This window comes from Flavobacterium sp. CF136 (assembly GCF_000282055.1).
Lineage (GTDB): Bacteria > Bacteroidota > Bacteroidia > Flavobacteriales > Flavobacteriaceae > Flavobacterium.
The window spans coordinates 55634-74082 of sequence record NZ_AKJZ01000049.1 but is presented as its reverse complement, the minus strand read 5'-3'; the positions used below and the strand labels follow the sequence as shown (position 1 = coordinate 74082).

The following is an 18449-nucleotide window of genomic DNA, read 5'->3' as shown; positions in this document are numbered from 1 at the left end:
GAAGATAGTCTTTTTTCTGACGTCCAAAATCATCGTATTCAATAGGTGTTACGATATCTTTTCCTGATGCCGATTGCTGAAATTGTACTTGCTGTACAGGTCTGCCCAATCCGTCAAAGTAGTTCACACTTTGATTTGCCTGTATAATGGTTGGCGATGAAATAGCAGTCTGGGTTGGGACCTTATAAGTTGTTGTTTTGATATAATTTTGGGTCTGTGTCTGTCCAATCACCAGTATAGGGAATAAAACCAAAAGCAGGCTTGTAATTTTTTTCATGTTCATTTTTTTGGTTTATTATTTATAGTGATATTGGTTTTCAGAAAGTAAGTTTCCGTTCTTGTCTTTTACAAATTCTAATCTTCCAAAAGAATCATAGGTATAAGTGATTATATCTCCTTTTGGATCTGTGATAGTACTTACTCCCACAAGTGGGATATAGGTATAAGTGGTAACCATTGCATCTGGAAGATTAGTTCGAAGTGTGTTTAGAGCCAAAATTAAGTCGGCTTCTGTTCCTGTATCTGAAAGGGTTTGCAGATTAGAAACATACGAAGACACCTGACTGTATGTAGCATTTTCTATTTTGGCGATAGGTTGCGTTTTGTTGTATCCCCAAATTATAGTTACCGGAGTACCTGCTTCAGGAGTATATTGCTGTAATGTTCCATTAGTATCATATTGATCATAGGTGATTTTTTTATCAGTAGTTAAATTTTTTCCTGAATAGATAAATTGAGGTAATAATAAATTTCCAAAAAGTCCAAATCTAGTTTCCTGCTCTGAAAGTTTTGAATTTCCTTTAAATGTTTGTGTAACCAAAGGTTTACTGATAATATTTTTTGCAACTAAATTGTCTACATTTGGTTTTACAGCCATTTCGGGATCCTGAGGATAAAAGTATTTTGTTATTAATGAGTCAGATGTTGATGACTCTGAAGTTTCATTTGTTAAAAAAAAATGACCCGGACTATTATAATTATAAGTTTTCAAAGTAATTAAGTTTCCATTCCCTGAATACAAAGTTGTTTTTTCACTGGATAATAAATTAATACCTGTAGCAATTTCATAAGTAGCAATAACATGGGTTTTGTCAAATGTTACAGGAATAACATCGACATCTAAAAAATAATAGCCAAATTGACCTAACTTAAAAGCGCTTATATTTTTAAAAATATTTCTTTGAGAATTATTCAATTCAGCATTGTATTCAAATTCTTGCTTTTTGACTAAAATTAAAGATCCTAGATTATTTTTACTGTAAAATAAAATTTCTTTTGGCTGCCCTCTATATAATTCCATACTAGTTGCTGGAGGATAAGGAAATCTATTATCCACAAAATCTACAGAGTGGGTATATTTATATATTGTAACCCCAGTTTGTATTGGATCATTTGATTCCTCAATAACTGTTTCATAGCCGATACTGGATCCTGAATAGTTTATTTGCTGAATATTACTGTATGACTTTAGCCTTCGGTACACACCAGCACATGTTCCGTTCGAACAGTCACCTACACCTAAAGCAATATCATCTTCAAAGACAAATGAAGGCTCATTAAATACTTTACCGGAACTCAAATCAGAATCATAATCCTGTTTATATCTGTATTTTTTGACTATGGGTAAATCAGCATTTGTTGAATAACTTCTGATTTCTTTCACCCGTAAACCCCCAACGAACCTGTTTGGATTTGTATCTGTTATCTTTTTTTTCCAGACAACAGAAACAAAAAAATCGTTTACACTCTCGCCTTCACTAGATGCTAAATTTATATTGGCGGTCAAAGTATAGTTTCCATTTTGTAAATAGCTATTGAAATTACGCGAAATATAAAAAGTCTGAGAAGGAGAACTTGCCGTTGCTTCTCTTGTTAAGCTGAAATTAACGTTTGCATTAGCAATTCCGTTCGTTATCTCACACCCCCCGCAACCCATAGCAAATTCTGCAAATGATCCTCCTAATGGATTATTACCATTTAAAACCATATCCGGAGGATTATTTATTGTAAATGATGTTTCATAATAGTCTTCAAGTCCGATTGTAGTGCTGCCATCTATTGAAGCAGCTTCATCAGTTATATATGAAGTTGGTAATTCAGTTGAGAAGCTGTCATTATTTTCAAAATCAAATTCAGTATACCCGCCTGTTGGATAAACTATTTTTTTTAAAATTGCAAATTGCGATTTTAATGGGTTAACTAATCTGTTTGCTCCTGTAACTGGATTACTTGAATTAGGTATGGTTACAGTAGGTATTAAATTTTCATTGTCATCTGCACCATTATAATATCCCCAATAATCTTGCGCAGGACTATTTCGACAAAAAGGAATGGAGCTTTCGTCATAGTAAAAAGAATGTGATACAGGTTGTATTGAAGAAGTAGTATTTTTTAATTTCTCTAATAACATCCATTTGTTAGTATAAGTTTCATTACCATAACAAGCTCCCTGACTTATATATTTATACTCGAGCTCATAATTAGAAATTAACTTCTCATTTGTATTTTTAACTTGTATATTTTTTAAGCTATGCCCTCCTTGTAAATCTAAACGCTCAGCAGTATTTAAATTAAATTCGATAAATCCTCCATTAAATGAAATCTTTTTTAAAAGCTGGGAATATACCGTATTGATTAGAGTTACCGGGCCGTTTGTTAAAACGGTTGTATTTTCCATAGTTCCGCTCAAATAGAGAAGCTGGGTTTTTGGAGCTAGTGTTTTTAAAGTTTGTGGCTGTAAGTTATACTCAAAAATTAAGTTTTCATTTTTATTGGGAGAAGAAATATTAGAAACATACCATCCTGTTGTGGTTTCGTCATTATTAGAATATGTAATTTCTTTTTCTGAAAAAAGATACTCATATCCATCTTCTGTAGTAATTGTAAAAAATCCATTATTGCTATTATAGGTAATTTTAATTTGAGATTCTTCCAGTGTTACAAATTTCCCTATATTTTGGTCAAAGATAAATTTTCCACTTTTACCTTTGATATTAAAAAAGAATACATCCGGTTCAGAATCAGCTGTTCCGGCTCGCAATGCATCTTTAAAGCTAATTCTTTTAAGATCGCTTTCAGGTAAATGCAGGATTAGGTCCTCTGCAGTATAGCCCATATATTTTGACATATAGCCACCACTGCCTTCATCGGCAATGCCACGTACGGATCTGGAAATCATAGGTATATTAGATAATGACCACCCTAAACCGACCCAGGAAGCTATGTCTTCAACTTTATTACCTCCTGTATGGTAAGTTAATTCAAGAGGGAAATCAAATTCTTTTGTTGTTATATTATAAATAGGAATTGAAACGTTTGCAGTTCCTGTAAATTGGCTAACAGGGATTTCACCGTATTTTGAAAATGCTGCCGTATTAGGAGCTAAAGGAACAATTTTATTTATATCAGTTTGTGAATAAATATACGTGTTCACTAAAATTAGTATTGTAAGTGTTATAAATCTCATTTAAATTTAATTTTTTTGTTCATTAACCCAGTTTTTGGATATAAGTTATGTTGAAGACTATTTTTTTAGCAACAAAACTTCTAATGTGCTTATAATTAAAAATCGACTTGCCTATGTAAATAATTTTAATTTCATTTTGTTATGAATAAGATTAGGTTAATTTTATTGTTTAAGATTTCATCTGTTCAGAAAGGGAAAATTATTTTAAAAATCTAAAAACAAGTTTGATTTTATATTGACCTGTAATTGTTTTTTTACCAATTTGAAAAGTGGTGCAATCTTACAAAATATTTATTAAATTAAAGAGGTAAATTTTAATATATTATTAGTTATTTATTTACAACAAAATTGATTTAATAATAGAAAACTATCCATCAATTTGGGGTGTTTAGATATTTGTAAAAGAATAATCCAAATATTTGTGATATATATAAAATACAAAGACATATAAAATCAATTACGCATTAATTGTATAAATTCTACGTTAAATTCTGTAAGTTTTTTGCTTATGTTTTTTAGATATTTGGTATACATAAACAGATGTAGTATAATTCATTAATGAACTGCAAGTAAGATTTATAATTTTTTAATTTAACTATAACATCATGAAAAATACAAACTATATTGTAATTCTTTCGAGTGTGCTATTTACATTCTTTAGCTGCTCTAATGATAATAATTCTGCTCCGGATCCGGGAACGGTTACTGCTCCGGTAGAAACTAATTCACCCAATACAACTTACAGTCCTGCATTTGAAGGGCAAACCCGTATTAATGGTTTAGAGACTAATACAGATTATGAGGCAAAAATCATTACGAGTTCCCTGGTTAATCCCTGGGGAGTAAAAATGCTTCCGGATGGCAGGCTGTTAATTACAGAAAAAGCCGGGAATATGCGTATTGTAAAAGTGACAGGGGAAGTAAGTGCTGCAATCACTGGTATTCCTACTGTTAATCCTGCAGGTCAGGGAGGTTTATTAGGCTTATGTCTTGATCCTGAATTTACATCAAACCGTATGATTTACTGGGTTTTTTCTGAAGCAGTAACAGGGGGAAATATTACGGCAGTTGCCAAAGGGAAATTATCAGCTGATGAGAAAAAGATAGAGGGGGCAGTGGTGATTTATCGTGCTAATCCGGCTAATCCAAGTACTCTTCATTATGGAGGGCGTATTCTTTTTGATAAGACAGGAAACCTTATTGTAAGTACAGGGGAGCGCTCTGTATTAGAAACAAGACCATTGGCACAATCGCTTACAGGAAGCCTTGGAAAGGTTATCAGAATAACCAAAGAAGGACAGGCAGCAGCAGGAAATCCCGTTTTTAGTCAGGCAGGTGCTTTACCGGAATTATATACGTACGGACATAGAAACCCACAGGGACTTGCGCTTCATCCTGTTACCGGCGAAGTTTGGTTAAGCGAACATGGTCCACGTGGAGGTGATGAAATAAATCATTTAAAAGCGGGTATCAATTATGGATGGCCAATTATTACCTATGGCATTGAATATAGCGGAGAGCCTATTGGTGACGCTATCCAAAAAAAGGAAGGCATGGAACAGCCAGTGTATTATTGGGACCCGGTGGTATCGCCAAGTGGTATGACTTTCTATAGCGGTAATCGTGTACCGGAGTGGGAAAACAATCTGTTTATAGGAGCTTTAAGCGGTATGCATATCGTGCGTCTTGCTATAAATAATAATCGCGTAGTAGGTGAAGAAAGACTTCTTGCTCAGGAAAATCAACGATTTAGAGATATTACACAAGGAAATGACGGAGCTTTGTATGCAATTACAGATCAGGGCAGACTTTATAAGATTGATAAAAAATAACTTTTAAAGTAAAAAATAGAAATAAAAAAGCTGGGATATAAAAAATATACCCGGCTTTTTTTATGTGAAAATAATAATGAAGAAATTATTTATTTAATGAAGAAAAAGAATTAGTTTTTTAATTTGTTATTGATATGTTTATTTTAAAATAATTCATACAGAATTGTTGTTGCCTGTAGTAGTAGTTTTATTAATACAAAATTTGTTTGATGAGACAAAAAAATAATACACTTTTTGTATTGATATTTGCGTAATTATATTCAAATTTGATTTATAATTGTACATTCTCCATTAAATCAAATAAATTAATTCTAAAAACATATTTTTTCTTGAAAAATTTTCTTGAACACCTTGTATTATTATTAGCTTTTTCTTTAACTGGTTTTTCGCAAGAGTACCCGGTTAAATTTCTTGATATTTCTGATGGGTTGTCTAATAATTCGGTGACAACAATCTATCAGGATAGTGATGGTTATATGTGGTTTGGAACTTACGACGGATTAAACAGGTATGATGGTTATAATTTTAAAGTTTATCGAAACAGGATCAACGATAAAAAATCATTACTATTTAATACTATTTATAATATTGAAGGTGATTCTAAAAAAAATATCTGGGTTGGAGGATCTAACGGAATATGTATTTATAACAAAACGAATGCAACATTTCACCCTGTTGAATATGTGTTCTCAAACAATAAGCCAAAAATATTAAAAGACATTATTCATCAAACAAGTTCTGTTTCTGATAATCTGGTATTGGTAGCTTCTCAGAATTTAGGTTTAATAGCTTTTGAAGACGGATCATTTACCGGAAAACATATTCCGCTTAAAATTTCGGGTAAAAAGAGTATAGATAATTATGATGCTATAGCCATACAGGAAGATAAGAAAAAGGGTAATTATTGGATATATGTCCAAAATATTGGTATTTGCAGTTACAGTTATAAATCCAGGGGTTTAAAGGTTGTTTTTCCACTTTCGATAGGAGGAGTTAAAGCAATGGAATTTTCTGCAGATGGAAATCTCTGGTTTGGATCTGACGAAGGTCTTTTTTTGTTTAACATAAAGACCGGTGTACTTTCAGAAAATTATTTTTCCAATAAATGCAGTGTTTCAGATATTCTTCTGGATAAGAAAAAAGAACTTTGGATAACGACTGACGGCTGTGGAGTATATAAAGTTACCGGGACAAGCAAAAAAGCGATTCCATACAACACTTTAAAAAATAATCTGCTTGTAAAAAGTAATTCCGTTTGGAGTTTATATGAAGATAAATCCGGAAACAAATGGTTCGGGACTCTGCGTGGCGGGATAAGCATGCTGAGTAATACGCCTAAGTATTTTAAAAGTATCCGATATAATGCAAATGATCCTGCCGAAAACTTTATTTTATCTTTTTGTGAAGATGAAAAAAATAATTTATGGGTAGGAACCGATGGTGCCGGACTAAAATATTGGGATAGAAAAAACAATAAATATATCACGTATAGCAATTCGGCTACAATGGGTCATAAGCTTACAAGTAATTTTATTACTGGTATCATACGGGATAATAATAATGAAATCTGGCTGTCTACCTGGGCAGGAGGTGTAAATCGAATTAACCCAAAAAGCAATACAGTAAGTTATTTTTCCTGTTATAATCCATTTACCAGACAAGTCGAAAAAAATATATGGTTTGTTTATAAGGATTCAAAAAACAATATATGGGCGAGTGCAACCAATGAAGGTTCCTTGTATCTTTTTGGCAGAAAAAAAAATAGCTTCATACTCTTTGATCTATCCATTAATAATTTACAATGTCTTACTGAAACCAGTGATGGAAAATTATTAGGAGGGAATTATAACAGCTTGTTTATTATTGAAAAAACAACCCGGAAAATTGTTAAAATCAATATAGATAATCAAATAAGATGCATATACGAAGACAAGGACAAAAACCTGTGGTTAGGAACCCAGGAAGGAGGCTTGTTGTTGTTTGACAGAAAAACAAATACTTTCAAAAGACTTACTGCAGATGACGGTCTGCCATCAAATACCATTTTAAGAATCCTTGAAGATAAGGAAGGAAATTTATGGATGAGTACTTATAATGGAATCTGCAGATTTGATAAAAAAAGAAAAACTTTTAGGAATTTTTCTGTAAATGACGGACTTCAAAGCAATCAGTTTAGTTTTAATGCCGGAATTAAATTATCAACAGGAGAATTTTTGTTTGGAGGAATAAATGGCTTTAATATCTTTTTCCCTGAAGCGATAAAAGGTTTTAATCAGGAAAATAATTTATTACTGACTGATTTTTATGTCAATAATCAGCCTATAGAAGAAAATAAAAACGAACTAATAGTAGAATGGGTTTCCAATAAAATAAAAGAAGTTCGTTTGCCTTATGATCAAACGACTTTATCATTAGAGTTTGTAGCATTAGATTATAATAATGCAGATAAAATTAATTATGCTTATTATTTAGATGGCTGGGATGAACAATGGAATTATGTTGGACAGTCCCGCAAAGCAAATTATGCCAAATTAGCTGAAGGGAAATATGTGTTTAAAGTAAAGACAACCAATTTTAAAGGAGGATGGAATAAAGAAGTCAACCTTGTCAGTGTAATAGTTTTACCGCCGTGGTACAGAACATGGTGGGCATATACCTTATATATATTGGCAGGTGTAGCCAGTATTTTTGCTTATTTGAAATATAACAAGAATAAAGAAGAATTAAAGTATAAGGTAAAAATCGCCGAATTAGAAAGCAAGAAAGAAAAAGAAGTTGCCGAAAAACAATCCTCTATGTTTACCTATATATCGCATGAATTCAGAACGCCGCTTTCGTTGATTATAAATCCGTTAAAAAAAGCGGTTCAGAAAGAAAGTGTTCAAAATGGTTCTTCAGGAAGTGATTTGGCTATTGCACACAGAAACGCCAGAAGGCTCTTGAGTCTGGTAGATCAGCTATTGCTTTTTCGTAAAGCTGAAAATGATGCTGATTCGCTTCGATTATCTGCCATTAACGTAAATAATCTGTGTAATGAAGTGTATCAGTGTTTTGTAAATCAGGCAAAAGATAAAAATATCAATTACAATTTTAATATTCCTGATCATGAAATTGAAATTATTGGAGACTATGAAAAAATAGAAATTTCCTTATTCAATTTAATGTCAAATGCTTTTAAATATACTCCGAATGGCGGAGAAATTAACCTTAATCTTGCGGAGAATGATACTGAAGTAATATTAGAAATTTCAGATAATGGCGAAGGTATAGAGAAGAAGGATATTGATGTAATTTTCGAAAAATTCAAACAAATAAATTCAAAAGTATCTGTTGGAACCGGTTTTGGAATCGGACTTTATATCGTAAAATATTTTGTTGATAAACATAAAGGAACAGTAAGCTGCAGTAGTGAAATAGGAAAGGGGAGTGTATTTAAATTAACTTTCTTAAAAGGAAGCAGCCATTTTGAAAATATTGAAATTACCGATGTAGTCGCAAAAAGAAGTCAGTTATTTGATGAACTTATAATTGATGATTCAGAAGAAAATAATCAATTGATGAGTAATACCGTTTCAGAAAGTGATTTTCAGAAAATAATGCTTACAGACAAGCGTACAGTCCTTATTGTTGATGATAATGCAGAAATAAGAGGATATCTGATAAAATTATTCTCGGAAACCTATGTTGTTTTTAGTGCAGAAAATGGGGAAGAAGGTTTAAAACAAACCAAGAAACACATGCCGGATCTGGTAATTAGTGATATCACTATGGAAAACATGGATGGTCTTGAATTATGCAGAAAAATAAAAGAGAATGATGCCTTATCTCATATTCCTGTAATATTGTTAACGGCCACAAAAAACCCTGAAACACATCTTCAGGGAATAAATGACGGAGCAGATGATTATATCACAAAACCATTTGATGATGATATTTTGGTGGCGCGTGTGGAATCGTTATTAAAAAATCGCAGTACCTTGCGTAAATACTTCTTAGACAGTATTACGCTTAAAGAAAATACACAGAAAGTTCCTGTAGAATATCAGGAAATCTTAAAGAAGTGTATTGATATTGTAGAAGCAAATATTCATAAAAGAGATTTTACAATAAAAAACTTTGCCCTCGAAATGGGGATGAGCCATAGAACACTTTACACTAAAATAAAAATCATCTCAGGACAGACTTTAAACGCTTTTATTCGCTCTGTGAGGATAAGAAGAGCTGCCATGCTTATGTTAACCGAAGAGATGAATATCGCTCAGGCAAGTGCTGAGGTAGGTTTTGAAGATCCTAAATATTTTAGACAGCAGTTTGTGAAATTATTTGGTATGACACCTTCAGAGTATATCAAAAAATATAAAAACTCTTTTAATTCAGATTTGAACATTATAAAGTAACCTGAGTTCATTCGACTTCGCTTAGGATAAACTTAGTCGAAGGCTTTTTATATGGAAAGGGCTTCGACTTCGCTCAGCCTGACAAATGTTATTATCAAATATCTCATTAAATCAAATGTCACCCTGAGTACATTCGGCTTCGCTCAGGATAAACTTAGTCGAAGGCTTGTCAATTGAAACGGCTTTCGACTCCGGCTTTACTTCTATTTTGAATTACACCCAACGGGGTATAAAGTAGAATTTTTAATCAAATTTTTATCTTCCTGTGAGTACAAACACTTAATTGAATAAACACTTTTTCAATTGAAGGATGATTGTGTGTAAGTAATGTGTAATTGTGTTTTGTGTAAAAAAAAGCTTGTATTTTTTCATACTTCTTAATTTTTACCTTAAAATAACTTGTGATTACGAATTTGACCTCCTTTTTTTTCCATTTTACCCCTCATTAAAATTTTAAACTAGGCATTACTTTGCACTTATAGTAATAGGTAAGTTGTATTACTGTGTATATTATAAGTGTTTTTTTTACGATAAGTTTTTTTATCTGTTTAAAGAATTGAGCCTTCTTTAAAATAAGATAGTAAGAGTTGGTTTTACGTATTACTTATCACATACCCGCAGTTTTAAACTGCGGGTATAAAACAAAACAAATTAGATTTAAAGTTAAGAACAAAAGAAATATTATAAGTACCAAAAAAGAAAACAAATAAATATCCAAACCTTACAAACATGACAAAAAACAAACCCTAATTTTTTATTGCCATTTTCTAATACTAAAAGAAAAGACAATTTCAGACCCTTTTTTAAAATGAACTTATTCATTTTATAAATACCACTTTTTAGAATAAAAAAAACTAACTAACCCTAACCTTAAAATTAAAGAAATGAAAAAAAATGTATTTTTATTTTTTCTTGCCCTTTTTGCAATTCTGATTACAGGATGTCAAAATAATGACGCTGATTTTCCAAGTTCCGAAAATCCAACGGTTGTTGTTGCTACCACAGAAATTTACGGTGCACCAACCAGAAAATTTGAAATCAAAGCCGCTCTGGCTGATGATTTAGGATTAAAAAGTGTACGCATTCAAATTCCGGAACTATCCTTAGACAAAATGATCACTTTTGCTACAGATCCGTTACTTGAATCATATGATTTGAGCTATTTTTTTGAAGTTCCTGCTGATAGAGGTACATCTGAAGCTTTCAAAATCAAATTGACAATAACAGATGTTTCCGGTAATGCTGTTGATAAAGATATTAACTTACGCTTAGACGGAGAATTTGCTGCTCCTGCAATAAGTATGCTTGCGCCAAAAGACGGAGCAGTTATTTTATTGTCAACAAGTAATCTAATGCCTGTGAATTTCGTAGTTAATGATGATTCAGGTATCGATTATATTCAGATTCAATGTGCTGCCCTTGGTATTGATGAGACAGTTCAGTTACAAAATTCCCCTCAATCTTATACTTTTAATAAAACATATACTTTACCGGTAACTGCTGCTAATTATGTATTGACAATTACTGCTAAAGATAAATTTGCTATTCCTAATACAGGGTCTTTAAATATAAATATTGTGGCTACAAATGAATATCCGGCAATTTATTTATGCGACCAGCCAAAAGGGACCAACCTTGCTGCCGATGCAGTTGGTGTTCCAATGTATTTCCACGAGAAAAGCGGACAGGATTTTGAATTTAAATATTATGCTGATAAGGATAATAAGGAAATTTATTTCTTAGGACAGGAATCTGACTTTGCCCCACACTGTTTTGGATTAAATGGTTCAGGAAACATCGTTGATGATGTTGCTTCAGCACCAATTATTTTACCTACAAAAGGATATTATAACATAAAAGTAAATCCAAATACAATGGCTTATACGGCGACTAAATATACACCTTCGAGTAAAGTCTGGGCAGATATTGCCAACGGATCATGGAATGACGATGAAGCGTTAAGAAAACCTTTTGTGAGTGTTTGTGGTGAAGGTGTTAAAGACGCTAACTGGGATACCTGGAATGCATGGGTAACAGGAAGCTTACACTTGACTAATAACCCGGATAATCCATATCAATTAGTTGGAGAGATTACGCTTACAGGATCAACTATGAAAATTACTTTCACAGGTCAGTGGTGGAATCCACAATGGAGATTGATTAATAATGGTATTGCTACTATGTCTCCGGGAGAAAACGGTAATGGTGCATACACACCAGCTCCGGGTGTTTACAAAGTTATTGTTGATACTGAGTTGGAAAGAGCCTTTATAACAAAAAAATAGTTTGTTATACTTTGTTATAACATTTAATAAATAAAATATCTTAATATGAAATATAGATTTATATGGTTATTTATTGCCGTGTTGTGCAGTGCTGCAACATTTGGGCAAATAACAATAAAAGGTACTGTTAAGGATAAAGGCGCCATACCGGTTCCCGGAGTTAACATAACAGTAAAAGGAACTTCGCAATCAACGGTATCTAATTTTGATGGTAATTACTCGATTAGTGTTCCTAACAGAAACGCCCAACTGGAATTTTCTTTCATCGGTTTTTCAAATAAAACAGTACAGATAGGTGAAAAAAACACCATTGATGTAGTTATGGAAGAATTAAACCAGACTCTGGATGAAATTGTAGTTGTTGGTTATGCTGCGGTTAAAAAGAGTGATGTTACCAGTTCTATTTCTTCAGTAAAAGGAAAGGAACTTCAGACTATGACTGTGGGTAACGTTGCAGAATCTTTGCAGGGAAAAGTTGCAGGGGTTCAGATCACGGGTGCAGGAGGTCCAGGGGCCCAGCCAAGAATATTGATACGTGGTATTTCGACAGTGAATCTTAATACAGACCCGCTTTATGTGGTAGATGGTATTCCGATGGGAACAAGTATCAACTTCCTGAGTAATAATGAAATTGAATCGATGGAGGTTTTAAAAGATGCTTCGGCAAGTGCTATTTATGGTTCCCGAGCTTCAAATGGAGTTATTCTTATTACAACCAAAAAAGGTAAAGCAGGAAAGACAAGATTCAATTTTGATTTGAGTACAGGAATGCAAATAATGAATAATCCTTATGATATGGCGAATGCTGAAAACTACGCTACTATTATGAATACAGCATATAACAATTCAGGTTATGCTGATTATTTACCAAATCCGTCTCAATACAGAGGTAAAACTACTAATTGGTGGGATGCCGGAATTAGAAGAGGTACTGCTGTAACAAATGCTTCATTGGGTGCTTCCGGAGGTTCAGAAAAACATACATATGCTTTAAGTTTAAATTATTATAACTCAGACTCTATGTATGGAATAGGAGGATGGGAAAGAATTACAATGAGAATAGCAAATGATTTTAAATTCTCTGATAAATTTTCTGCAGGAATTACTGTAAACCCACGTTACGAAACATGGGGAGCTCCTGGAAACTGGGCTGATTTTGATAGAATTGACCCAATTACACCTATTTACAAGCCAGCTGACCAATTAAACGGAACAGAAAATGAGTATAGTATTTATGCACGTTCTCCTTCATTTGTATGGAATCCTGTTGCAGCAGTAAAAAGATATGATGATTATACAGATCAGTATAACTTAAATACAAATGGATACTTACAATATACGCCAATCAAAGGTTTGGTAATCCGTACACAGGCATCTGTTGAAGTTGGTGATAATGTATGGAATAGATTTAGTCCTGATTTTGAAATTGATGCTGCTCACGAAAAAGCAGAAATCAATAGTGTTGAAAGAAAAAACACGACTACTGTTAACTGGTCATGGCAGAATACTGCAACCTATTCCAGAAAATTTGCAGAAAAACACAACGCTACTTTCATGATTGGTAATACGATGGAGGAATATAACGGATCTGATGTTTGGGGTTATGGAGAAGGTGTTCCTAATAATTCTGAATCAATGAGAGAGGTAAGTGCAGCAACTAAAAACCGTAACAGCAGCGGTAATAGCTGGTCAAGTTCTCTGATGTCTTATATTTCCCGTCTATCTTATAACTACGACAGTAAATATTATTTCACAAGTACTTTTAGACGTGACGGTTCTTCTAAATTTATGGCGAATAACAAATGGGCAAATTTCCCTTCTGCCTCTCTTTCATGGAGGATTTCGAATGAAGGTTTTATGGACAATACAAAATCTGTAGTAAATGATCTTAGATTAAGAGCAGGTTGGGGTAAAGTAGGTAATCAGAATTTACCAGGTGCTGTTTATCAGTCAAATATAGGACAAGGATTTTACCCTATTGGTAATGTAATTACAGATACTTCTTATCCGTCTACAATGGCGAATAAAGATATTAAATGGGAGACTGTTGAAGATATCAGTTTTGGACTTGATTTTGCATTATGGAACAATAAATTTTCAGGAGCATTAGAATACTATCAGAAAAAGACAAATGATATGTTGTTCTTAAAACAGTTTCCAACATACAGTGGTTTCCCCGGATATTCTACAATCTGGACAAATGTAGGGTCAATGCGATCAAATGGTATCGATTTACTACTTTCTTATAAAAACAAAAAAGGAGATTTCTCTTATGGTGCAGATGTAACTTTTACGACTGTAAATGTTGAAATGCTGAATTTATCAACAGAAGGAGAAAAACTTTACGGTGCAAGTAACAGAACGTTGACAGTTAAAGGTGATGAGCCTGGATATTTTTACGGTTATGTTGCTGATGGATTGTTCCAAAATCAAACAGAATTAAACTCACATACAGATGAACACGGAACTAAATTACAGCCGTATGCACAAGTGGGTGATATTCGTTTCAAAGATGTTAACGGAGACGGAAAATTAGACGATAAAGACAGAACAAAAATTGGTTCTCCATGGGCTGATTATAATGTTGGATTGAATTTGAATTTTGCTTACAAACAATTTGATTTGATTGCTAATTTTTATTCAAGTATCGGGAATGACCTCGTAAACCAAAATATCTCAGATTTATATAATGGTACAAGTCTTTCAAACAAAGTAAGCGGATTAGATCAAATGGCATGGCACGGAGAAGGAACTTCTAATAGTATTCCTCGTTTGTCGAAAGATGATAACAACGAAAATTTCACAAAATTCTCTTCTTTTTATGTTGAAGATGGTTCTTATGTACGTATGAAAAATATTCAGTTAGGATATTCTTTTTACAATAAATTCGGATTAGAGAAATTGAGATTGTCATTGTCAGGTCAAAACTTATGGACATGGACGAACTACAAAGGAGTAGATCCTGAAGTAGGAGGAGGAGTTTTAGGATCAGGTTTTGGAGGATGGAATTATCCAATTCAGCCAACAATTTTGATGGGTCTTAATGTAGCATTTTAATAAAAAACGAACATGAAAAAAATAATATTATCAATAATAGCTTTTTCGGTAATTGCAGTTTCCTGTAGTGATTTTATCGAAAAAGAAGAAAGAGGAACTCAAACCTTAGAAAACTATTTTCAAACAGCACAGGAATGTGAGAATTATGTGAATGAATTGACACATAGATTGTTGCTGACTAATGACTGGTATACATTACTGGCTCCGAGATTAGTTAACGAAACAGCTACTGATGATGCCTGGATGGGTAACACTGGTCAGGATAGCGGTGCGTTCAGACCTGCTTCGCAATACATTATTTCTCCTGATAATATGGGAGCTATGAATAGTATTTATACGGCACATTATTATACGATTCAATCAGCTAATTTAGGTTTGGAGAAAATGGCATTATCAGGAATTACTGATTCTCAAAAAAATCAATATATGGGAGAATCATTATTCATTCGTGCCTATTGCTATTATGAATTGGTTAATCTTTATGGTGGTGTTCCGTTATATACAACTTCGCTTGGAACAGCTGATTTGAAATTACAACGCAGTTCGGTTGCAGAAGTTTATGCACAAATTGAGGCAGACCTTAAAGAATCTGCTGCAAAATTGGAAAACATCCCGGTAAACAGAAGTGGAAGAGTAAACAAATGGGCAGCTTATGCTTTATTAGCCCGTGTATCCTTATTTCAGGAAAAATGGGCCGAAGCAAAGCAATATTCAAACAAAGTAATTACAGAAGGGCCTTTTGCCCTTGAATCTAATTTCTTAAACATTTGGAATGTAAATAACCATAATGGAGTTGAGTCTATTCTTGAAGCGCAGTCTTCTTCTGTACAGGATAAAAGTTTAGGATCTATGTTACCAACTTTTTCCGGAGCAAGAGGTGAAGACAAGAAAAACTTTCCAAGTAATGACGCTAAAGATGTTATTGACGGTTGGGGATGGTGTATGCCAACAAGTGATTTAGAAAACGCCTATCTTTCTGAAAATGATGTTATTCGTCTTAAAAGTACCATCACAAAATGGGGAGACCCGGCTTATGGTGATGAGCTTTTAAACCCAACTCATAAATTCAGTTTAAATGATAATAAATCAGGACGTATCTGTCGTAAATATTACATTCCTATTGCTACACGTCGTGCATTAGATAAAAAAGACGGACACTTACCATTGAATGTGCCTTTGATTCGTCTTGCAGAAATGTATCTTACAAGAGCAGAAGCAAATTATCATACAGGAGGAGATGCTTTGGCAGATATCAATATTATCAGAGCCCGTGTACAATTGGCTCCTAAAACTGGTTTGGCAGGACCGACACTTCTAAAACAAATCTACAAAGAGCGTCGTTTAGAATTAGCTTTTGAAGGATTCCGTTTATTTGATATTCGTCGTGAAAAAGATCCAAATACAGGAAAACCGGTTATCGAATCTTTGATGGGACCAAACGGAACTTTTGTTCAGTATAACTTAAGTTCAACTGATCCTTACGAAACAACAAATACGAGAGAATCACAGGACAAAGGAATCAATTTTAATCCTGCTAAAAACTTGTTGTGGCCAATACCACAGATAGAAATAGATTTAAGTGGAGGTCTAATTACTCAAAACCCTAACTACTAATATGAAGTTTATAAACAATAATAAAGTAAGTCTGCTATGTGCAGGCTTGCTTTTCGCTAACTCTTTCCTGGTAAGTTGTGAATCTGAAAATTCAGATAATTCAAATCCGGAAACAGCGACAACTACTACTTTGAATGTGAATTTGGATATGAACCTTCAAACCATGGAAAGCTTTGGAGCTTCTGATGCATGGCAATGTAATTTCATTGGAAAAAATTGGCCTTCAGATAAAAAAAATAAAATCGCCGATTTATTATTCAGTAACGAATTGGATGCTGATGGAAATCCAAAAGGGATCGGATTATCATTATGGCGTTTCAATCTTGGTGCAGGAAGTACAGAACAAGGTGATGCAAGTGATATTGGTGATGAATGGAGACGTACCGAGTGTTTTACTACAAACGGAGTTTCTTATGACATGACTAAACAAGCAGGTCAGGTTTGGTTTATGAAAGCTGCCAAAGAACGTGGTGTTGCCAAATTACTGGCTTTTACAAATAGTGCTCCTGTTTACTTAACACAAAACGGAAAAGCGCATGCTTCAATCAAAGAATTTTATAATTTGAAAGAAGGAAAAATGCCGGATCTTGCTGATTTCTGGGCAACTTCATTAGATAAATTAAAAACAGAACACGGTTTAACAATCGATTATGTGAGCCCGTTTAATGAACCACAATACAATTGGGATGGTTCGGCACAAGAAGGTTCACCGGCAACAAATGCCAATATTTACAGTTTCGTGAATGTTTTATCGCCAAAATTACAGGCAAAAGGACTTGAAGCTAAAATTGTAGTGGGAGAAGCTGGAGCTTACGAATCATTATACAAAACAGTTTCAGGAATAGAAAGCAGATCAAATCAAATTGATTATTTCTTTGGAACTAATTCAGCTAAAAATATTGCAGGATTAAGTAATGTAAAGAAAACTATATCAGGACACAGCTACTGGCAGGCATGGCCTTTGAACGAAATGATTTCTTCAAGACAATCTGCCGCTTCAAAAGTACAGGCAATTGGAGGACTTAGTTTATGGTCTTCAGAATATTGTGTACTGGAATCTCCGGGAACTTCAGAATTACCTGGTGGAGCAGGTCCGGGAAGAGATTTAGGAATTCAGCTTGCCCTTTGGACTGCTCGTATTGTCAGTACAGATATTGCTATTGGTGGTGTTACTTCCTGGCAATGGTGGACAGCTATTAGCCGTGGTGATTACAAAGACGGTTTAATTCACGTAGATGATGGCGCAAGTAACGGAGCCGGAAATTCTGATTATTGCAAAAATGACGGATTCATCAGAGATTCAAAAACACTTTGGGCTTTAGGAAACTTTTCATTCTTTGTAAAACCTGGAATGGTAAGAGTTTTAATTCCTGAGTTGGATAATGCAGCAGCTACTACAGATGTTATGCTTACAGCTTACAAAGACGTAGCCACGAAAAAGCTGGTAATTGTTGCAGTAAACATTAGCAAATCGGCTAAAACATACAAATTGAATCTTTCAGGAGGTGCTTTGACAGATAATAAATTTATACCTTATACAACTTCTGAAACTTTAAGTTTGAAAAAAGGTACAGCTGTTGACGCTACAAATTTTGAAATCCCTGCAAAATCAATTGTAACCTACGTTGGAACTTATAAATAAAAGTAATTAATGACATAGAGACATAGTATAAAGTAATGTTATAGATCAATTTGTTGATTTTCATATAGCTATGACAGCTAAAAAAAGTGAAACGGCTTCTAATTGCAAAAAACTATGTTTCTATGTTTTTAAAAAGCAAACAAAAAGGGTAAATAA

The 18449-nt window shown here is 33.6% G+C and carries 8 protein-coding genes; 6 read left to right on the top strand and 2 right to left on the bottom strand.

The window, feature by feature from the left end; all coding sequences use genetic code 11:
• Together PMI10_RS14820 and PMI10_RS14815 are read right to left on the bottom strand one after the other, a co-directional pair.
• Positions 1-277 (bottom strand): DUF6443 domain-containing protein (locus PMI10_RS14820; protein WP_157489859.1); only part of this gene is annotated, 277 nt, incomplete at its 3' end.
• 18 nt (positions 278-295) lie between these two features.
• Positions 296-3466, bottom strand: a complete 3171-nt coding sequence (locus PMI10_RS14815) for an RHS repeat domain-containing protein (protein ID WP_007809397.1) — start codon at positions 3464-3466, stop codon at positions 296-298.
• 605 nt (positions 3467-4071) lie between these two features.
• Between PMI10_RS14815 and PMI10_RS14810 the strand changes: the two genes are divergently transcribed.
• From PMI10_RS14810 to PMI10_RS14785, 6 genes are all read left to right on the top strand, one after another.
• Entirely contained in the window at positions 4072-5298 is a 1227-nt protein-coding gene (locus tag PMI10_RS14810) for a PQQ-dependent sugar dehydrogenase (RefSeq protein WP_007809394.1), read from the top strand.
• A 329-nt stretch (positions 5299-5627) separates the two neighbouring features.
• Entirely contained in the window at positions 5628-9695 is a 4068-nt protein-coding gene (locus tag PMI10_RS14805; protein ID WP_007809392.1) for a hybrid sensor histidine kinase/response regulator transcription factor, read from the top strand.
• A gap of 884 nt (positions 9696-10579) precedes the next feature.
• Positions 10580-11980 (top strand): hypothetical protein, encoded by a 1401-nt coding sequence (locus PMI10_RS14800; protein WP_007809389.1) that lies wholly within the window; start codon positions 10580-10582, stop codon positions 11978-11980.
• 45 nt (positions 11981-12025) lie between these two features.
• Positions 12026-15037, top strand: coding sequence for a SusC/RagA family TonB-linked outer membrane protein (locus PMI10_RS14795; protein ID WP_007809387.1), 3012 nt, complete (start codon positions 12026-12028; stop codon positions 15035-15037).
• A gap of 12 nt (positions 15038-15049) precedes the next feature.
• Positions 15050-16651, top strand: a complete 1602-nt coding sequence (locus PMI10_RS14790) for a RagB/SusD family nutrient uptake outer membrane protein (protein WP_007809385.1) — start codon at positions 15050-15052, stop codon at positions 16649-16651.
• Position 16652: 1 nt separating this feature from the next.
• On the top strand, positions 16653-18293 hold the full coding sequence (locus tag PMI10_RS14785; RefSeq protein ID WP_007809382.1) for a glycoside hydrolase: 1641 nt from the start codon (positions 16653-16655) through the stop codon (positions 18291-18293).
• Positions 18294-18449: the final 156 nt, after the last annotated feature.